Origin of the sequence: Pseudomonas sp. WS 5021, assembly GCF_012985535.1 — a bacterium.
GTDB lineage: Bacteria > Pseudomonadota > Gammaproteobacteria > Pseudomonadales > Pseudomonadaceae > Aquipseudomonas.
Genome location: NZ_JAAQWP010000001.1, coordinates 362,359 through 381,377, shown reverse-complemented (window position 1 = coordinate 381,377; position 19,019 = coordinate 362,359). Strand labels below are relative to the sequence as shown.

Annotated in this window: 15 protein-coding genes; 7 read left to right on the top strand and 8 right to left on the bottom strand. The window is 62.4% G+C overall.

Annotation, left to right across the window (positions count from 1 at the left end; translation table 11 throughout):
- Positions 1 to 331 precede the first annotated feature (331 nt).
- Both HBO19_RS01750 and HBO19_RS01745 read left to right on the top strand, forming a co-directional pair.
- The gene (locus HBO19_RS01750) at positions 332 to 1,669 is read left to right on the top strand and encodes a carbohydrate porin (protein WP_170057088.1); all 1,338 of its coding nucleotides are present in this window, start codon (positions 332 to 334) and stop codon (positions 1,667 to 1,669) included.
- A 100-nt stretch (positions 1,670 to 1,769) separates the two neighbouring features.
- Positions 1,770 to 4,181 carry a glucose/quinate/shikimate family membrane-bound PQQ-dependent dehydrogenase gene (locus HBO19_RS01745; protein WP_169954493.1) on the top strand — a complete coding sequence of 804 codons (2,412 nt, stop codon included), beginning with the start codon at positions 1,770 to 1,772 and terminating at the stop codon, positions 4,179 to 4,181.
- Between the two features lie 186 nt (positions 4,182 to 4,367).
- Here HBO19_RS01745 and HBO19_RS01740 read toward each other — a convergent pair whose 3' ends face one another.
- Positions 4,368 to 6,704, bottom strand: a complete 2,337-nt coding sequence (locus HBO19_RS01740) for a bifunctional diguanylate cyclase/phosphodiesterase (RefSeq protein WP_170041801.1) — start codon at positions 6,702 to 6,704, stop codon at positions 4,368 to 4,370.
- Positions 6,705 to 7,104: 400 nt separating this feature from the next.
- Between HBO19_RS01740 and lon the strand changes: the two genes are divergently transcribed.
- The 5 genes from lon (at position 7,105) to cmoB (ending at position 12,492) form a co-directional block, all read left to right on the top strand.
- Positions 7,105 to 9,525, top strand: a complete 2,421-nt coding sequence (lon, locus tag HBO19_RS01735) for an endopeptidase La (protein ID WP_262376934.1) — start codon at positions 7,105 to 7,107, stop codon at positions 9,523 to 9,525.
- A 183-nt stretch (positions 9,526 to 9,708) separates the two neighbouring features.
- A complete protein-coding gene (locus HBO19_RS01730) occupies positions 9,709 to 10,101 on the top strand; it encodes a protease inhibitor I42 family protein (RefSeq protein ID WP_169954495.1) in 393 nt (130 codons plus the stop codon).
- Between the two features lies 1 nt (position 10,102).
- Positions 10,103 to 10,759, top strand: coding sequence for a lysoplasmalogenase (locus tag HBO19_RS01725; protein WP_169954496.1), 657 nt, complete (start codon positions 10,103 to 10,105; stop codon positions 10,757 to 10,759).
- A 36-nt stretch (positions 10,760 to 10,795) separates the two neighbouring features.
- Positions 10,796 to 11,539 (top strand): carboxy-S-adenosyl-L-methionine synthase CmoA, encoded by a 744-nt coding sequence (cmoA, locus tag HBO19_RS01720; protein WP_170056787.1) that lies wholly within the window; start codon positions 10,796 to 10,798, stop codon positions 11,537 to 11,539.
- Positions 11,536 to 12,492 (top strand): tRNA 5-methoxyuridine(34)/uridine 5-oxyacetic acid(34) synthase CmoB, encoded by a 957-nt coding sequence (gene cmoB, locus HBO19_RS01715; RefSeq protein WP_170056786.1) that lies wholly within the window; start codon positions 11,536 to 11,538, stop codon positions 12,490 to 12,492. Before cmoA ends, cmoB begins: the two co-directional genes overlap by 4 nt.
- A gap of 146 nt (positions 12,493 to 12,638) precedes the next feature.
- On the opposite strand, the gene tadA is transcribed toward cmoB, so the two are convergent.
- The 7 genes from tadA to lepB form a co-directional block, all read right to left on the bottom strand.
- The gene (gene tadA, locus HBO19_RS01710) at positions 12,639 to 13,136 is read right to left on the bottom strand and encodes a tRNA adenosine(34) deaminase TadA (RefSeq protein ID WP_169954499.1); all 498 of its coding nucleotides are present in this window, start codon (positions 13,134 to 13,136) and stop codon (positions 12,639 to 12,641) included.
- The gene (locus HBO19_RS01705) at positions 13,136 to 14,515 is read right to left on the bottom strand and encodes a multicopper oxidase family protein (protein ID WP_170056785.1); all 1,380 of its coding nucleotides are present in this window, start codon (positions 14,513 to 14,515) and stop codon (positions 13,136 to 13,138) included. The genes tadA and HBO19_RS01705 overlap by 1 nt, the downstream gene beginning before the upstream one ends.
- A gap of 232 nt (positions 14,516 to 14,747) precedes the next feature.
- Positions 14,748 to 15,491, bottom strand: a complete 744-nt coding sequence (gene pdxJ, locus HBO19_RS01700; RefSeq protein WP_169954501.1) for a pyridoxine 5'-phosphate synthase — start codon at positions 15,489 to 15,491, stop codon at positions 14,748 to 14,750.
- A gap of 51 nt (positions 15,492 to 15,542) precedes the next feature.
- Positions 15,543 to 16,232 carry a DNA repair protein RecO gene (recO, locus tag HBO19_RS01695; protein WP_170056784.1) on the bottom strand — a complete coding sequence of 230 codons (690 nt, stop codon included), beginning with the start codon at positions 16,230 to 16,232 and terminating at the stop codon, positions 15,543 to 15,545.
- A 188-nt stretch (positions 16,233 to 16,420) separates the two neighbouring features.
- The gene (era, locus tag HBO19_RS01690) at positions 16,421 to 17,323 is read right to left on the bottom strand and encodes a GTPase Era (RefSeq protein ID WP_029297473.1); all 903 of its coding nucleotides are present in this window, start codon (positions 17,321 to 17,323) and stop codon (positions 16,421 to 16,423) included.
- Positions 17,316 to 18,005, bottom strand: coding sequence for a ribonuclease III (gene rnc / locus HBO19_RS01685; RefSeq protein WP_029297476.1), 690 nt, complete (start codon positions 18,003 to 18,005; stop codon positions 17,316 to 17,318). Before rnc ends, era begins: the two co-directional genes overlap by 8 nt.
- Before the next feature lie 154 nt (positions 18,006 to 18,159).
- Positions 18,160 to 19,014: a signal peptidase I gene (lepB, locus tag HBO19_RS01680; RefSeq protein ID WP_032859965.1), complete on the bottom strand. Its 855-nt coding sequence runs from the start codon at positions 19,012 to 19,014 to the stop codon at positions 18,160 to 18,162.
- Between the last annotated feature and the right edge of the window lie 5 nt (positions 19,015 to 19,019).

The following is a 19,019-nucleotide window of genomic DNA, read 5'->3' as shown; positions in this document are numbered from 1 at the left end:
AGCCAGCTTATCCGGTGCTGACACAACGCTATCGCTGGCAAGCCAGCTCCCACATTAAATCGTGTTGTCTAGCCAAACTCGTGCTGTAAACGAGCCCCCCTGTGGGAGTGGGCAAGCCTGCTCCCACATCGCTCTGCGGTATCTGCGCCGACTGTTACCAAATCCGAAATAATCCATCTTGCGATTAGCCCTTTCTCTCCCCGAGCCGGCGCTTTATCCTTGCCTGCAACAAACTGAAACGTTTCATCATTCAGCCAGACCTGACGAGCGTCCATCCCCCGGCCGCCGTTTGCGTACTAAAACCAAAAACTATTAAGACCTGCCCTTGCCTATGCCTGCTTTCCCAACACTGCGCCTGTGCGCTGCGCTGCTGCCTTTGTGCCTGATCGACTGCGCCCAGGCCGCCCCTGCCTTTGACCATGAGTCCCCGTGGATGCTGGGTGATCTTGGCGGTTCCCGGACAGCGCTGTCTGAGCAAGGCTATGACTTCAAGATCGACTACACAGGCGAGATGGGCAGCAACCTGCACGGCGGCTCGGACCATGACCGCACCGCTCGCTATAGCGACCAGTGGGCCTTCGGCAGCCACTTGGATCTGCAGAAGATCCTCGGCTGGCACGACGCCGAGTTCCAACTGACGATCACCGAGCGCAGTGGCAATAACATCAGCAACGACCGCATCAACGACCCGCGGGTCGGCGGCTTTACCTCGTCCCAGGAAGTCTGGGGCCGTGGCCAGACCTGGCGCCTGACGCAGATGTGGTACCAGCAGAAATTCTTCGACCAAAAACTGGATATCAAAGCTGGGCGTTTTGGCGAAGGCGAAGACTTCAACAGCTTCCCCTGCGACTTCCAGAACCTGGCGTTCTGCGGCTCCCAGGTGGGCAATTGGGTCGGTGGCATCTGGTACAACTGGCCGGTGAGCCAATGGGCGCTGCGGGTCAAATACCACCTGACACCCGAGCTGTACGCGCAAATCGGCGCCTTTGAGCAGAACCCGTCCAACCTCGATCGCGGCAATGGCTTCAAGCTCAGCGGCAGCGGCACCCAGGGCGCCCTATTGCCGGTGGAGCTGGTGTGGACGCCAACGTTCCACGACCTGCCGGGCGAATACCGCGCCGGCTACTACTACAGCAGCGCCAAGGCCAGCGATGTGTACAAGGACCGCCACGACCAACCCGCCGCCGTCAGTGGCGAGGCCTATCGCAGCGCCTCCAGCAAGCATGGCGTGTGGCTGGGTGTGCAGCAGCAAGTCACCAGCCTGGCCAGTGACCACTCCCGTGGCTTGAGCGTGTTCGCCAACGCGACGATGCACGATAAGAAAACCAACGCTGTGGATAACTATGTGCAGGCAGGTGTGGTCTACAAAGGCCCCTTCGATGCCCGCGCCCGCGACGATATCGGCTTTGCCGTGGCCCGCGTGCACGTCAACCCGGCCTATCGCAAGAACGCCCAGGCCCGCAACCAGGCCAGTGCGCTCTACGATTTTGACGACGGCGCCTACCTGCCGGTGCAAGACACCGAATACAGCGCCGAGCTCTATTACGGCGTGCACGTCAGCAACTGGCTGACCGTGCGCCCGAACCTGCAATACATCCGTCATCCGGGGGCCGTCGCCCAGGTGGATGACGCGCTGGTCGGCGGGATCAAGCTGCAAGCGTCCTTCTGAATCGCAATAAACGCAATTAGCCCTGAACCAAGCCTGTGCGCAAACGTCATCTACAGTGAACAAGCGCGGGACTACCTTAAACGTCACGGAGAATCACACTATGAGCACTGATGGTGCTTCAAGTCCAAGCCGCCTGCTGCCCAGGTTGCTGGGGATCTTGCTGCTGATCATGGGCCTGGCCTTGTTGGCCGGGGGCATCAAGCTGAGCATGCTCGGCGGGTCGCTGTACTACCTGCTGGCCGGTATCGGCATCACCCTGACCGGCCTCCTGCTGCTGGCCACGCGCCGCGCGGCGCTGGGCCTGTACGCGGTGGTGCTGTTCGCCAGTACGGTGTGGGCCCTGTGGGAAGTCGGCCTGGACTGGTGGCAACTGGTGCCGCGCCTGGCCCTGCTGTTCGCCTTGGGCATCGTCATGCTGCTGCCGTGGTTGCGCCGTCCCCTGCTGCGTGGCCAACCCGCCCCGCTGGGCACCGGCGCGCTGAGCGTGGCCGTGGTGCTGGCCGGCGCAACCGCCATCGCCAGCCAGTTCACCAACCCCGGTGAAATCAAGGGCCAACTGGACCGCGACGCGGTACCGGGCATGACCAATGCCGCGCCGGCCCAGGCCGATGGCGACTGGAATTCCTATGGCCGCTCGGCCTTCGGTGACCGTTACTCGCCGCTGGCGCAGATCACCCCGCAAAATGCCCACAAGCTGGTACCGGCCTGGACTTATCGCACCGGCGACCTGCCTGGCCCGGGCGACCCCGGCGAAACCACTGCGGAAAACACCCCGCTGAAAGTCAACGGCATGCTCTACGTGTGCACCCCGCACAGCCAGGTGATTGCCCTTGACCCGGATACCGGCAAGGAAATCTGGCGTTTCGACCCCAAGCTCTCGACGCAAAAAGCCGCGAACTTCAAGGGTTGGGCACACATGACCTGCCGTGGCGTGTCGTATCACGATGACGCAGCCTATGCCGCCACCGAGCAAAGCCCGGCCACCGGCGCCGCTGCGCCAGCCGCCAATGCCTGCCCGCGCCGCATCTTCCTGCCGACTGCCGACACCCGCCTGATCGCCCTGAACGCCGACACCGGCAAGATGTGTGAAGACTTCGGCGACAAAGGCCAGGTCGACCTGGGCGCCAACATCGGCACGTTCGCCCCCGGTGGCTACTACTCCACCTCGCCGCCAGCCGTCACCAAGAACCTGGTGGTGATTGGCGGTCACGTCACCGATAACGTCTCCACCGACGAGCCGAGCGGCGTGATTCGCGCGTTCGACGTGCACACCGGCAAGCTGGTGTGGAACTGGGACAGCGGCAACCCGGACGACACCACGCCGATTGCCGAAGGCAAGACCTACACCCGCAACTCGCCCAACATGTGGTCGATGTTCGCGGTCGATGAAAAACTCGGCATGCTCTACCTGCCGATGGGCAACCAGACCCCGGACCAGTTCGGTGGCTACCGTACCCCGGCTTCCGAGCTGCATGCTGCCGGCCTGACTGCCCTGGATATCGACAGCGGTAAAGTGCGCTGGCATTTCCAGTTCACTCACCATGACCTGTGGGACATGGACGTGGGCGGCCAGCCAAGCCTGATCGACATCAAGACCGCCGCCGGCGTGAAGCAAGCCGTGATGGCCTCGACCAAGCAAGGCAGCATCTACGTGCTCGACCGCGCAACGGGCGAGCCGGTGGTGCCGATCAACGAAATCCCGGTACCGCAAGGTGCGGTCGCGGGCGATCACACCTCGCCAACCCAGCCCAAGTCCGACCTCAACTTCATGCCACCGCCCCTCAAGGAACGTGACATGTGGGGCGTGACCCCGTTCGACCAACTGCTGTGCCGGATCGACTTCAAGTCCCTGCGCTACGACGGCCCGTTCACCCCGCCATCGCTGCAAGGCTCGATCGTCTACCCAGGCAACTTCGGCGTGTTCGACTGGGGCGGCATCTCGGTTGACCCGGTACGCCAGATCGCGTTCGTCAACCCAAGCTACATGGCGTTCAAGTCGACCATGATCCCGGCGGAAAAAATCGCCGCCATGGGCCCGCGTGTCAGCGAGACCGAAGGCGTGCAGCCGAACAAAGGCACCCCTTATGGTGTGGTCCTGGAAGCGATGCTCTCGCCCATGGGCCTGCCGTGCCAGGCGCCGGCCTGGGGTTATGTGGCCGCTGTGGACTTGACCAACAACAAGACCATCTGGATGCACAAGAACGGCACCGTGCGTGACAGCTCGCCAGTGCCCATCCCCCTGAGCATGGGCGTGCCAAGCCTGGGCGGGACCTTCACCACGGCCGGTGGCGTGTCCTTCCTCAGCGGTACCCTCGACCAGTACCTGCGTGCCTATGATGTGAAAAACGGCAAGCAACTGTGGGAAGGCCGCCTGCCTGCGGGCGCGCAAACCACCCCGATGACCTACACCGGCAAGGACGGCAAGCAATACGTGCTGGTCGTGGCGGGCGGTCATGGTTCCCTGGGGACCAAGCAGGGTGACTATGTGATGGCGTTCAAGCTGGCGGATTAAGCGACAGCTGCAACAAAAAACCCCGGGATTCCGGGGTTTTTTATTTGAAATACCGTTCAAATGTGGGAGCTGGCTTGCCTGCGATAGCGGTGGGTCAGTGCAACATATGCCAACTGATCCACCGCTATCGCAGGCAAGCCAGCTCCCACACAAGCCCTCTCCCACATGTTGACCGCGCCGGGCCCGTCACACCGTGCTGCGATCGCGGCGCATCCACATCTCAAAGGCCATGGCATTCAATGGCCGGCTGATCAGGTAGCCCTGGGCGGTGTCGCAATTCCATTGTTTGAGCAGCCTCAGGCTGGGTTCGAACTCCACCCCTTCGGCCACCACCTTGAGCCCCAGGTTGTGGCTCATCTCGATGGTCGAACGCACGATCACCGCGTCGCCGCTGGTGCTGTCGAGGTTGCGCACGAACGACTGGTCGATCTTCAGTTCCTGCACCGGCAAGCGCTGCAATTGGGCCAGGGACGAGTAGCCGGTACCGAAGTCGTCCACCGACAGGCTGATGCCACAGCCGCGCAATTGCTCGAGAATGCGCAACGCCTGTTCCGGGTTGTGCATGATCGCGCTTTCGGTGATTTCGAAAATCAACTGCCCGGCCAGCACCCCGTGCAGTTCCAGCAGCTCGGTGACCCGTGGTGCCAGCCCTTCATCGCCCAGGTCGTCCACCGAAATATTCAGCGACAGCTGCACTTCCAGCCCACGCACGCTCCACTCTGCCAACTGGCGGATCGCCTCTTCGATCACCCAGTGCGTCAGGCTGGCCATGCTGCCGGAGCGTTCGGCCAGGGGGATGAATTCGGCGGGGGACACCAGGCCCAGGGTCGGGTGCTGCCAGCGCAACAGCGCCTCGGCCTGGCGCACATAGCCGTGGCGCAGGTCGAGCTTGGGTTGATAGCACAGGAACAGTTCGTCTTCGATGGCGGCGCGGCGCAGGTCGCGGATCAGGCTGATCTGGCGTTGATGGGCGAGGTCGCGGTCCTGTTGGTAAATCTGTAAATAGCCAGGCAGCGCGGCCGCGTCGTGACGGGCAATGGCGGCGCGGCTGATCAACTCTTCGACCTGCTGGCCATCCTCGGGGTAGGCGGCAATACCCATGCTCACTTCGTGGCGTAGTTCGTCGCCACCGACCCGCTGCGGCTCGGTCAACAGGCTGTACAGGCGGTCGGCGCGGGCCACGGCGCTGTCGAGCTTGGTGTTTTCCAGCAATACGAGGAATTCGCTGCCGGTAATGCGCGCCGCCGAATCCCCCGCCGCCAGGCTCGACAGCAGGCAGCGGCTGGCCTCACGCAGCATTTCCTCGACGCCCTGGGGGCCAAAGCCTTCGTTGATCACCCGGTAGTTTTCAATCCCCAGGTACAGCACTACCACCGGCCGCCGTGCACTGATCGCACTGCCCAGGCGTTCCATGGCCAGCGCGCGGTTGGGCAGGCCGGTCAGCGCATCGTGCAGGGCGTTGTGCGCCAACTGCCGCTCACGTACGGCAATGCCGCTTTGCATCGCGTTGAAGGCCCGGGCCAGCAGGCCGAACTCATCTTTGCCGCGCACCGCCACTGGGGTGCGGTAATCCCCGCCGCCAATACGCTCGGCCGCCTGCACCAGGGCATCGAGAGGGCGGGACACGCGGCGCGCCATCAACAGCGCGCCCACCAGCGAGACCAGCAGGGCTGCCAGGGCGATGCCGAGAAACTGCCGGTCCAGCGGCGCAAAGGATTGCAGGGCATGGTCCAGCGGGCTTTGCAGCAAAGCCATGACTTGCCCGCCATCACCGGTGTTGGCCAGGGGCAGGACCTGGCTGAGAAAACGCTGGCCGTGCAATTCGCTCATCTGCGCCAGCTCGGCGGTGCTCGATTCCTGCAGCGCCTGGATGATGGCCGGGCGGTCGGCCGAGGGCTGGGTGCTGAACAGGGTGCCCGGCTGCCCCTGGTCCATGCTCATGAACGACACCTCCAGATTGCTCAGGGAGCGCAATTCGGCGGCAAACACCTCATCCATGGAAAAGCCCATGACCACCCGCGCAATGGGCAGCGGGTCCAGCACCTCTTCCTGCACCAGCAAAAACGGCTGGCCGGCCAGGGCGACGATCAACATTTGCAGGGAGTTGCGCCGGGCATGGCGCAGTGCATCGGCATAGGGGAAGGCTTGCTGCGCCGGCACGCCAGCCAGAGTGCTGACGATGACCTGGCCATCGAGCCCCAGCACAAACACCTCGCTGGAACGGATCCCGCTGCCATGCCGGCGCAGGGCAGCGAGGATCGGTGCCGGCTGGCCCTCGGCGACCGCGCGGCGAAATTGCTCGTCCACCGTCAGCCAGTCCAGGCCGTATTGCAGGCGCCGTCCGCGCAGGTCCAGCAGGCGCTCGAACACCCGGCTGCCGGTCTCCAGTTGCACCTGGGCCTGGTTTTCCACGGCACGGGTGGTGGCAACCTTCACGGCGAAGTACACCGCGCCCACCACCACTAGCAGCAATAACCCCAACACCCCGACCAGCCGCGTCTGGAAAGCGTGGCGCCACTTCATTCGCTTGCCTCCTGGCAGCGTGCCCGCGCCCCAGCTCAAGCGTCCTTTTGTCATACGCATCCCTCGCGACTGCAGACCCGGTGTCAAATAAATGCCCGTTCTCTCGGGGCATTTGGAAAACCCAGATTAGCCGCAGCCGGGCAGAAGTAAACCTAATAAATGCGGGCGCCTGGCTGACATTATTTTGACGACAGATCACCGTCTAAACCCCGCAGGCAGGCCTCAAATCGCCGTGTTTTTTTGCGCAAGAGAGTGCCGGTGCGCGGTGACTTGCCCGTTCCCGCAGCGGCACCGCGCTGACGTCGAAATATCATGCAATTTGTTGCTAACCACCCGCCGCCATTGAAACCACCGCTCACCTGCCCCATCTAACCTCCATACTTCACTATGCAGGTGCCCCATGAGCGACCAGCAAGAATTCCCCGATATCGACCTCAACGACTACGCCGACCCCGAAAACGCACAAACCCCGTCGTCCAACACCGGCCTGGCCCTGCCTGGGCAAAACCTGCCGGACAAGGTCTATATCATCCCGATCCACAACCGCCCGTTCTTCCCGGCGCAAGTGTTGCCGGTGATCGTCAATGAAGAACCCTGGGCCGAGACCCTGGAGCTGGTGAGCAAATCCGACCATCACTCCCTTGCGCTGTTCTTCATGGACACGCCACCCGAAGACCCACGGCATTTCGACACCTCCGCCCTGCCGCTGTACGGCACCCTGGTCAAGGTGCATCACGCCAGCCGCGAAAACGGCAAGCTGCAGTTCGTTGCCCAGGGCCTGACCCGCGTGCGCATCAAGACCTGGCTCAAGCATCACCGCCCACCGTACCTGGTAGAAGTCGAATACCCGCACCAGCCCAGCGAGCCGACCGATGAGGTCAAGGCCTACGGCATGGCGCTGATCAATGCGATCAAGGAACTGCTGCCGCTCAACCCGCTGTACAGCGAAGAGCTGAAGAACTACCTCAACCGCTTCAGCCCCAACGACCCGTCGCCCCTGACCGACTTCGCCGCCGCACTGACCTCGGCCACCGGCAACGAGTTGCAGGAAGTGCTGGACTGCGTGCCGATGCTCAAGCGCATGGAAAAAGTCTTGCCGATGCTGCGCAAAGAGGTGGAAGTTGCGCGCCTGCAAAAGGAAATTTCCGCCGAGGTGAACCGCAAGATCGGCGAGCACCAGCGCGAGTTCTTCCTCAAGGAACAGCTCAAGGTGATCCAGCAGGAGCTGGGGCTGACCAAGGACGACCGCAGTGCCGACGTCGAGCAGTTCGAGCAACGCCTGGAAGGCAAGGTGCTGCCGGCCCAGGCGCAGAAGCGCATTGATGAAGAGCTGAACAAGCTGTCGATCCTCGAGACCGGATCGCCGGAGTACGCGGTGACGCGCAATTACCTGGACTGGGCCACTTCGGTGCCGTGGGGCGTGTATGGCGAGGACAAGCTCGACCTCAAGCACGCACGCAAAGTCCTGGATAAACACCATGCGGGGCTGGACGACATCAAGAGTCGCATCCTCGAGTTCCTTGCCGTGGGCGCCTATAAAGGCGAAGTCGCCGGCTCCATCGTGCTGCTGGTGGGCCCGCCGGGCGTGGGCAAGACCAGCGTCGGCAAATCGATTGCCGAGTCCCTGGGGCGGCCGTTCTACCGCTTCAGCGTCGGCGGCATGCGCGACGAGGCCGAGATCAAGGGCCATCGCCGCACCTACATCGGCGCCCTGCCGGGCAAGCTGGTGCAGGCGCTCAAAGATGTAGAAGTGATGAACCCGGTGATCATGCTCGACGAGATCGACAAGATGGGCCAGAGCTACCAGGGCGACCCGGCGTCGGCCCTGCTGGAAACCCTCGACCCGGAACAGAACGTCGAATTCCTCGACCACTACCTGGACCTGCGCCTGGACCTGTCCAAGGTGCTGTTCGTGTGCACCGCCAACACCCTGGACTCGATCCCCGGCCCGTTGCTGGACCGCATGGAAGTGATTCGCCTGTCGGGCTACATCACCGAAGAAAAAGTCGCCATCGCCAAGCGCCACCTGTGGCCCAAGCAGCTGGAAAAAGCCGGTGTGGCAAAAACCAGCCTGAGCATCACCGACGGCGCCCTGCGCGCGTTGATCGACGGCTATGCCCGCGAAGCCGGGGTGCGCCAGTTGGAGAAGCAACTGGGCAAGCTGGTACGCAAGGCGGTGGTCAAGCTGCTGGATGAGCCGGACTCGGTGATCAAGATCGGCAACAAGGACCTGGAAAGCTCCCTGGGCATGCCGGTGTTTCGTAACGAGCAGGTACTGTCGGGCACGGGTGTCATCACCGGCCTGGCCTGGACCAGCATGGGTGGCGCCACCTTGCCGATCGAGGCGACGCGCATCCACACGCTCAATCGCGGCTTCAAGCTCACCGGGCAGTTGGGTGAAGTGATGAAGGAATCCGCCGAAATCGCCTACAGCTACATCAGTTCCAACCTGAAGTCGTTTGGCGGTGACCCGAAGTTCTTCGACGAAGCCTTCGTGCACCTGCACGTGCCGGAAGGTGCGACGCCCAAGGACGGCCCGAGTGCCGGGGTGACCATGGCCAGTGCGTTGCTCTCGCTGGCACGCAACCAGCCGCCGAAAAAAGGCGTGGCCATGACCGGCGAACTGACCCTGACCGGGCATGTACTGCCGATTGGCGGCGTGCGCGAGAAGGTAATTGCGGCGCGGCGGCAGAAGATCCATGAACTGATCCTGCCGGAGCCCAACCGCGGCAGCTTTGAAGAGTTGCCGGAGTACCTCAAGGAGGGCATGACGGTGCACTTTGCCAAGCGGTTTGCGGATGTGGCGAAGGTGTTGTTCTGATAGTTCTGTAGCGCCTGCACTGGCCTCATCGCGGGCAAGCCCGCTCCTACAGTTGGAATGCGTACTCTGTAGGAGCGGGCTTGCCCGCGATAGGGCCAGCACGGCCAACATCAAAACCCTGCTGTAACACCTTGTCTCATCTTCGGTTATGCTCGCCCTTCGTCGCCAATAAACGGAGCCTTCATGACCGCTGCCCGCCTGCTTCTTGCGCTAAGCCTCGCCCTGCTCGGGGCTTGCGCCAGTGCACCGAAGCAAAACGTCACCGTCGAAAAACAGAGCGCCTGCCCGCTCAAGCTCAAGGCCGGGCAAAACCTGACCCTGACCTTGCCGAGCAACCCCACCACCGGTTATCGCTGGGCGATCCAGGATTCGGCCGGCGGCGTGCTGCGCAGCCTCGGCCCCGAGGTCTACAGCAACCCCGAGGACGCGGGCGTGGTGGGTGCCGCCGGGCAATCCACCTGGCGCTTCCAGGCCTTTACCCCAGGTAGCGGCCGCCTGCGCCTGACCTCCCAACAACCCTGGGCCCCGGAAGTGAATCCGGTGGACACCTTTGACTGCGCCATTACGGTGAACTGATATGCCATGGATGATTCTTGCGTTGATGGGTGCCGGTACCTTTATCTACGGTCTGAGCACGCATGCCACCTTGCTTTGCCTGTTGGTCAAGCCGCTACCGGTGCTGGCGATGCTGGGCTGGCTGCATGATGCGCCGCCCAGCGACTATCGACGCTGGATCAGCCTGGGGTTGATTTTCTCCGTAGTGGGCGATGTGTTGCTGGCCTGGCCTGGCGACCTGTTTATCTTCGGCCTGGGCGCGTTTTTGTTCGCGCACCTGGCGTACCTCAAGGCCTACTTCAGCGACTGCCGCCGCCCGGCCCTGTTGCCACTGGCCCTGGCGCTGGGAGTTGGGGCAATTTTGTTGAGCATCCTGATTTCCCACGGCCTGGGCGATTTGCTGATTCCGGTGGTGGTGTACGCGTTGGTGATCAGCGCCATGCTCTGGCGTGCGCTGGCTCGCCTGGGTAGCGACGTGCCCAAGCGCTCGGCACAGCTGGCGGCCATCGGCGCGGCGTTGTTTGTGTTTTCCGACACGCTGATCGGCATCAACCGCTTTGTGGTGACCTTCGATGCGGCGCCGTATCTGTTGATCATCACCTACTGGTTGGGGCAATGGGGCATCACCGCATCGGCTTTCCATCAGACAACCCGCGCATCGCCTCGCCAACCTGGCTAAAATGCCGGCCTTTTCCACTTCGTCGCCGGAACAGCCGTGAGCAAAGAACCCGATCGCCTATTCGCCCAGCCCTTGCCCCAGGTGCCGGACTTCGCCTTTAACGAGGACGTGGTGCGGGTGTTCCCGGACATGATCAAGCGTTCGGTGCCCGGTTACCCGACCATTGTCGAGAACCTCGGCGTACTGGCAGCGCAGTTCGCCCAGCCGGGCAGTGTGCTGTATGACCTGGGTTCGTCCCTGGGCGCGGTGACCCAGGCCCTGCGGCGCCATGTGCGCACCGACGGCTGCCGGGTGATCGCTGTGGATAACTCGGCGGCGATGGTCGAGCGCTGCCGCGAATACCTCAACGGCCAGGACTCGATGTTCCAGGAGCTGCTGCCGGTGGAGGTAATCGATGGCGATATCCTCGCCCTGGAGTTCCAGCCGGCCTCGGTGGTGGCGCTGAATTTCACTCTGCAATTTATCGCCCCCGAGGAGCGCCTGGCGCTGCTTGGGCGGATTCGCCAGGCGCTGCTGCCGGGTGGCGCGCTGATTCTCTCGGAAAAACTGCGTTTCAATGATCCCGAAGAACATGCATTGCTCACCGATCTGCACGTGGCGTTCAAGCGCGCCAACGGCTACAGCGAACTGGAAATCGCCCAGAAGCGCAGCGCCATCGAAAACGTCATGAAGCCCGACAGCCTCGAGGAACACCGTGAACGCCTGCTGGCGGCCGGGTTCTCGAAAGTCGTGCCGTGGTTCCAGTGTCTTAACTTTGCCTCGTTGATTGCCTTGCCATGATTGATCTGTCTCCCCTCGCCCGCCATCTGGTCGGCACTCCCCTGGCCGTATGGGCCCAGGGCCTGCAAGCACAACTCGATGCAAAGATGGAAAAGGGCCATGGCGACCTGGCCCGCTGGCAAAGTGCGCTGGACGCCTTGCCCAAGATCCTGCCAAGCAAAATCGACCTGCTGAACGGCCTGACCCTGGACACCGATTGCGATGACGCAACCCGTGAGCAGATGCATGCCGCGCTGATGGGCCTGAGCCCGTGGCGCAAGGGGCCGTTCAACCTGTTCGGGGTGCATGTGGACACCGAATGGCGCTCGGACTGGAAATGGTCGCGGGTCGCGCCGCACCTGAACCTCAAAGGCAAGCGCATCCTCGATGTGGGCTGTGGCAACGGTTATTACATGTGGCGCATGCTCGGCGCCGGCGCCGACAGTGTGATTGGCGTGGATCCCAACTGGCTGTTCTTCTGCCAGTTCCAGGCGGTGCAGCGCTACCTGTCGGCCCCCAACGCCTGGCACCTGCCGTTCCCGTTCGAGGACCTGCCACCGAACATGGAAGGTTTCGACACGGTGTTCTCCATGGGCGTGTTCTACCACCGCCGTTCGCCGATCGAGCATTTGCTGGCGCTCAAGGATTGCCTGGTCAAGGGTGGCGAACTGGTGCTGGAGACGTTGGTGATCGAGGGTGATCAACAACAGGTACTGGTGCCAGAAGACCGTTACGCACAGATGCGTAATGTATGGTTCCTGCCTTCGGTGCCGGCGTTGATGCTCTGGCTGCGGCGTGCCGGGTTCAGCGAAGTGCGTTGCGTGGATGTGAGCGTGACCACGATCGAGGAACAGCGTGGGACAGAGTGGATGAAGTATCAGTCCTTGAGTGACTTCCTCGACCCTGAAGATCACAGCAAGACGATTGAAGGGCTGCCGGCGCCGATGCGCGCGGTGATTATCGCCAAGAAGTAACCCCCACTCTTCCAGAAAACATGAAGATCAAAAATGTGGGAGCTGGCTTGCCTGCGATAGCGGTGGGTCAGCTACACATTTGGCAACTGGCAGACCGCTATCGCAGGCAAGCCAGCTCCCACATTGATTGGGTTTTCACATTGAGATCAGGTGCTGGGCTTGGCCCTTCTGGCCTTGAAGAACTCACTCAACACCGTCCCACACTCCTCGGCCAACACCCCGCCTTCATACAACACCCGGTGATTGAGAAAGCCCTGGCTGAAGAACTGCCCCTGGCTCTGCACAATCCCGGCCTTGGGCTCCAGCGCGCCGTACACCACCCGGGCGATGCGCGAGTGGACGATCAGCCCGGCGCACATGCTGCACGGCTCAAGGGTCACGTACAGCGTGCTGCCCGGCAGGCGGTAGTTGCTGACGGCCTGGGCCGCCGCGCGGATGGCGACCATCTCGGCATGGGCGCTGGGGTCGCTGCCGCTGATCGGGCAGTTGAAGCCGCGCCCGATGATTTCGCCGTCCTGCACCAGCACCGCGCCTACCGGTACTTCACCCAGGGCCGCGCCCTGGGCGGCAAGAGCCAGGGCTTCACGCATGAAGTCCTGGTCACGGCTGCGGTCGATGATCGCCGTGGGGCGAATCTGGCGCATCACGCCACCTCAATGGCGGCCATCAGGCCGGTTTCCATGTGGTCGATCACATGGCAATGGAACATCCACACCCCGGGGTTATCCGCCACCAACGCCACGCGGGCGCGCTCGTTCTTGCCCAACAGGTAGGTGTCGGTGAAGTACGGCGTCACTTTATGGCGGTTCGAGGCGATGACCTTGAAGCTCATGCCATGCAGGTGGATCGGGTGCTGGTACTGGGTCATGTTTTTCAATTCAAAGATGTAGCTCTTGCCCAACTCGAGCTTGGCAATCGGCCGGTCGGCGCAGGTCTTGTCGGTGATATCCCAGGCCTGGCCGTTGATCTGCCACAGGCTCGGCGGCCTGTTTTCGACGTTGACCGAGACCGAGCCGACCCATTCGAAATTGAAGTTGAGTTTCTCGGCATTGGCCAGGTCCGGCTCGGCAATCGGGTTGGCCGGCAACGCGGGCGGCCACTCGCCCGGCGCATCAGTATTAGCCACCGAGCGGAAGGTACCCAGACGCACCGGGCCATTGCGGATCGACAGCTCTTCGCCGGCCGGCGGAGCCTTGATTGCCAGGCAAATGCGCATGCCCGGGCCTAGCCAGTATTCCTTGCCCAAAGGCCGTGGCTCGATGGGGTTGCCGTCCAGCGCGTAGATCTGCGCCTGGGCGTTGGGAATGTTCAGGCGATAGGTCAGGGTGTTGTCGAGGTTGAGCAAGCGCACCCGGGTGATTTGCCCGGCAGGCAGGTCGATGACCGCCTGCGGCACACCGTTGATGGTCGACAGGCGCCCGGCCGTACCGCCACGGGCTGCTTCGCGGGGGATGCTGAACTCGACAAATTCACCCTGCTCGTCGATATGCCAGTTTTTCAGGCTCAGGGTGCGTTCGTGCTGGAAGCCGGTGGGCTCGCGCTCCTCGACAATCAATGGGCCGACCAGGCCACGGCCCAGTTCTTCGCTGCTGCTGACATGGGGGTGATACCAGTAGCTGCCGGCGTCGGGCACGCGGAACTGGTAGTCGAAATACTCGCCAGGCAGTACCGGCAATTGTGAGACGTACGGCACGCCGTCCATTTCCAGGGGCAGGCGGATGCCGTGCCAGTGGATGGTGGTGGCAACGGGCAGGTGGTTGATAAAGCGCACCTGCAGCCATTCGCCCTGGCGTACACGCAATTCGGTGCCCGGCGCCGAGGGGCCGAAAGCCCAGGCTTCGGTCTTGTGTCCCGGCACCAGTTCCACGTCCAACGGTGCGGCAATCAACTCGTAATCACGCCCGGCGCTGGCGTCCGCGACTTTCCCCAGCCAGTAGCGATAGGCGCCACCGGCACCGACACCCACCACTGCCAGGCCGGCGAGGCCACCAAGGATTTGTCGACGGGAAAAGGATCGGGACACAACAACCTCACGGATCTGCGCGGGCCCAGGGCCCGCAAAGGGCAAATACGATACACCCCTGCCGGCTAAACAGTAAGGCTTCGCATTGCCGCATGTGGGAAAGGGCTTGTGTAGGAGCGGGCTTGCCCGCGATAGCGCTGTGTCAGTCAATAGAGGTATCGACTGAAACTCCCTTATCGCGGGCAAGCCCGCTCCCACACAAGCCCGTCCCACGTTGGATCTTCAGCGTTGCTCAGGGCTTGGCGGCGGCCAGGATCAGCGCTTTCATCTCGGCGACCGCGCCCTTGAAACCGACGAACAGCGCATGGGCGACCAGGGCGTGGCCGATGTTCAGTTCGTTGATGCCCTTGATCGCCGCCACGGCTTCGACGTTGTGGTAGTGCAGGCCATGGCCGGCGTTGACCACCAGGCCCTCACGCAGGCCGCAGGCCACGCCATCGATGATGCGTTGCAGTTCGTCGGCGACTTCGGTCGGGGTTGTGGCATCGGCGTAGCGCCCGGTGTGCAACTCAATGGCCGGGGCGCCCACACGGCGCGAGGCTTCGATCTGCCGTTCGTCGGCATCGATGAACAGCGAGACTTCACTGCCGATCTGCGCCAGGCGCTCGACCGCAGCCTTGATCCGCGCTTCCTGGCCGGCCACATCCAGGCCGCCTTCGGTGGTCAGTTCCTGGCGTGTTTCCGGGACCAGGCAGATATGTGCCGGGCGGATGCGCTCGGCGAAGGCCATCATTTCTTCGGTGATGCCCATTTCGAAGTTCATGCGGGTTTGCAGCACGTCCTTGAGCACCAGTACGTCGCGCTCCTGGATGTGCCGGCGGTCTTCGCGCAGGTGCACGGTGATCCCGTCGGCGCCTGCTTCTTCGGCATCCAGCGCAGCCTTCACCGGATCAGGGTAGCGAGTGCCCCGGGCCTGGCGCAGGGTGGCGACGTGGTCGATGTTGACGCCAAGAAGAATGCGATTGCTGGTGGTCACGGAAGCGCTCCTGAAAAGGGAAAGAATCGGTGCACAGCATACACGGGGATGTCAGGGCTTTCGAAACAACTCGCGACTGACCAATGGCCGACCGCCCAGATGTACGGCCAGGGCCTGGCGCATCAGGCGCTTGGCGGCAGACAGGGCGCCAGGCGCTGTCCAGTCAGCCTCGCTCATGGCCAGCAGTTCGGTGCCCTGGAACAGGCCCGGTTGCAGCAGATAGACGCGCTCCAGCCCGGCGTCCACTTGCAGGCGGTACATGCCGTCGCTGGCGATGGGCTCGCCGTGCAGGTCGTTGCTCAGTTCAAAACCGTAGCCCAGGTCGTCGAGCAGGCGCCACTCGAAAGCACGCAACAGCGGCTCCAGGGGACGGCCTTCGGCCAGGGCCAGCAAGGTGGCGGCGTAGTGATCGAACACCGCTGGGTGCGGGTCTTCGGCGGGCAAAAGACGGATCAGCAGTTCGTTGAGGTACAGGCCACTGAACAGCGCCTCGCCATTGAGCCAGGCCGAAGTGCCGATGCTTTCCAGGCGGCCGACGTTTTTCAGCTCGCCCTTGCCGCGAAACTCCACCTCCAGGGCCACGAATGGCCGCGCCAACGTGCCCGCCTTGCCCCGCGCGCTGCGCAGTACCGCGCGTAGCCGGCCTTGGGGCGTGAGGAAGTCCACCAGGGCGCTGGTCTCGCGGTAGGCGCGGCTGTGCAGGACGTAGGCGGGTTGGCTGGGGGGTGGGGTTGGGGACATGAATGTCTCTTCGCAGAACTTAAGAACAGCGATAAACCAATGTGGGACCTGTCTTGTGTGGGAGCTGGCTTGCCTGCGATGCAGACGCCTCGATGTGTCACGTAGACCGAGGCGATGCTATCGCAGGCAAGCCAGCTCCCACACAAGCCCGCTCCCACATTTTGTCCTGCGGTGTTACTGGTGACTGATTACAGGTCGCCGTAGCCCAGGGAGCGCAGTGCGCGCTCATCATCAGACCAGCCACCCTTAACCTTCACCCACAGGTTAAGCATGATCTTGGAATCGAACAGCAATTCCATGTCCTTGCGCGCCTCGGTGCCGATGCGCTTGATGCGCTCGCCCTTGTCGCCAATGATGATTTTTTTCTGGCCGTCACGTTCGACGAGGATCAGCGCGTGGATATGCAGGGTCTTGCCCTGCTGCTTGAACTCTTCGATTTCCACGGTGATCTGGTACGGCAGCTCGGCACCCATCTGGCGCATGATTTTCTCGCGTACCAGTTCAGCGGCGAGGAAACGGCTGCTGCGGTCGGTGATCTGGTCTTCCGGGAAGAAGTGCTCGTTCTCCGGCAGGTAGCCGGCGATCACCCGCTCCAGGGCTTCGAGGTTGTGCCCGTGCTGGGCCGAGATCGGCATGATCTGGGCGTTCGGCAGTTGTTCCTGCAACCAGCTCAGGTGCGGCATCAACTCGGCTTTGTCTTCGATACGGTCGGTCTTGTTCAGCGCGACGATCAACGGGCCGGTGACATACTGCACACGCTCCAGCACCATCTGGTCCTCATCGGTCCACTTGGTGCGGTCAACCACGAAGATCACCACGTCGACGTCTTTCAACGCCGCTGAAGCGGTCTTGTTCATGTAGCGATTCAGGGCTTTCTCGCCGCCTTTGTGCATGCCCGGGGTGTCGACATAGACCGCTTGCACGTTGCCTTCGGTCTTGATGCCCAGCATGTTGTGGCGGGTGGTCTGCGGCTTGCGCGAGGTGATCGCCAGCTTCTGCCCCAGGATATGGTTGAGCAGCGTGGACTTGCCCACGTTGGGACGGCCGACGATGGCAACATAGCCACAGCGTGTTGCGGTTGAATCAGTCATGGCCATTCTCCACGCCCAGGGCAATCAGTGCTGCAGCGGCCGCTACCTGTTCGGCAATACGACGGCTCACACCCTGACCTCGGCTTTTTTCGTTCAATAAGGTGACTTCGCACTCGACGAAGAACACACGGCAATGCGGCTCACCCTGGATATCCACCACTTCGTAGCGTGGCAGTTCGCAGCCGCGCGACTGCAAAAATTCCTGCAGCCGGGTCTTGGGATCCTTGTTGGTATCCACCAGGGTCAGGCTGTCGATTTCCGACGCCAGCCAGGCCATGACCCGCTCCTTGGCCACTTCCATCCCGGCATCGAGATAGATCGCGCCGATCAGGGCTTCCAGGGCATCGGCCAGGATCGACTCACGGCGGAAACCGCCGCTTTTCAACTCGCCGGAACCCAGGCGCAGGTATTCGCCCAAGTCAAAACCACGGGCCAGGACGGCCAGGGTCTCGCCTTTCACCAGGCGCGCGCGCAGGCGCGACAACTGGCCTTCACGGGCCAGGGGGAAGCGGTTGAACAGGGCTTCGCCAGCGGCGAAGTTGAGAATGGCATCACCGAGGAATTCCAGGCGTTCGTTGTTGCGCCCGGCAAAACTGCGGTGTGTGAGGGCAAGGACCATCAATTCCTGGTCCTTGAAGGTGTAACCGAGCTGACGCTCAAGACGACTCAAAGAAACGCTCACGGTTTACCTACTTTCAGTACGTGGCGGCAAAGGCCATCGACGATTAACGCTGTGTTCAAATTCAAATCCTGGCAATGCTGTGTGTTGCTCGAGGCCGGACCAATGTCCAAGCCCCAGAAAAGCATTCGGCGCTGTGTTCACAGCGCCGCATGGATTACTTGATCAGCCCCACCCGCGAGAAGTTCGGCAGGTGGCTGAGCTTGGGTTCGGGCCAGCTCATCCAGACCGCGAAGGCCTTGCCGACGATATTCTGGTCGGGAACCATGCCCAGCAGCTCCTTGGGAATGCTTGGATCATCCCAGTAGCGGCTGTCATTGGAGTTGTCGCGGTTGTCGCCCATCATGAAGTAGTGCCCGGCAGGCACGGTCCACTGGTTGTCGGGCGGCGAACGGTAGCGGCTCATTTCCTTGCGGATCTGGTGCTCTACCGCCCCGAGTTTTTCCTCGTACAGCTCGGCGCTGCCCAGGGTGTTCGGCTCGGAACCGATGAGTTTCTCGGCCACCGATTCGCCATTGACGAACAGGCGCTTGTCGCTGGTGTAGCGGATCACGTCACCCGGCAGGCCGACCACACGCTTGATGTAGTTGACGTTCGGGTCGCTTGGGTAGCGGAACACCATCACATCGCCGCGCTGCGGATCACCCACCTCGATGATTTTCTTGTCGATCACCGGCAAGCGGATCCCGTAGGAAAACTTGTTCACCAGGATGAAGTCGCCCACATCCAGGGTTGGTTTCATCGAGCCCGAAGGAATCTGGAACGGCTCTACCAGAAACGAGCGCAGCACCAGCACGATGAACAACACCGGGAAGAACGACTTGCCGTATTCAACCAGCAAAGGCTCTTTGTTCAGCTTCTCGATCACTACGCCATCGGGCTGGCTGACGCTGCCCTGATAGGACGCGATGGCCGCCCGACGACGCGGGGCGAAGAACAGCAGATCGAGCAGCGCCAGGAGACCACAGACGGCAACGGCGATGACCAGCAACAGCGGGAAATTTAGTGACATAGGAC

Bases quoted from the DNA above. Each gene is read 5' to 3' on its own strand.
- HBO19_RS01750 (WP_170057088.1), top strand. From the start codon at position 332: ATGCCTGCTTTCCCAACACTGCGCCTGTGCGCTGCGCTGCTGCCTTTG.
- HBO19_RS01745 (WP_169954493.1), top strand. From the start codon at position 1,770: ATGAGCACTGATGGTGCTTCAAGTCCAAGCCGCCTGCTGCCCAGGTTG.
- HBO19_RS01740 (WP_170041801.1), bottom strand. From the start codon at position 6,704: ATGAAGTGGCGCCACGCTTTCCAGACGCGGCTGGTCGGGGTGTTGGGG.
- lon (WP_262376934.1), top strand. From the start codon at position 7,105: ATGAGCGACCAGCAAGAATTCCCCGATATCGACCTCAACGACTACGCC.
- HBO19_RS01730 (WP_169954495.1), top strand. From the start codon at position 9,709: ATGACCGCTGCCCGCCTGCTTCTTGCGCTAAGCCTCGCCCTGCTCGGG.
- HBO19_RS01725 (WP_169954496.1), top strand. From the start codon at position 10,103: ATGCCATGGATGATTCTTGCGTTGATGGGTGCCGGTACCTTTATCTAC.
- cmoB (WP_170056786.1), top strand. From the start codon at position 11,536: ATGATTGATCTGTCTCCCCTCGCCCGCCATCTGGTCGGCACTCCCCTG.
- tadA (WP_169954499.1), bottom strand. From the start codon at position 13,136: ATGCGCCAGATTCGCCCCACGGCGATCATCGACCGCAGCCGTGACCAG.
- recO (WP_170056784.1), bottom strand. From the start codon at position 16,232: ATGTCCCCAACCCCACCCCCCAGCCAACCCGCCTACGTCCTGCACAGC.
- era (WP_029297473.1), bottom strand. From the start codon at position 17,323: ATGACTGATTCAACCGCAACACGCTGTGGCTATGTTGCCATCGTCGGC.
- lepB (WP_032859965.1), bottom strand. From the start codon at position 19,014: ATGTCACTAAATTTCCCGCTGTTGCTGGTCATCGCCGTTGCCGTCTGT.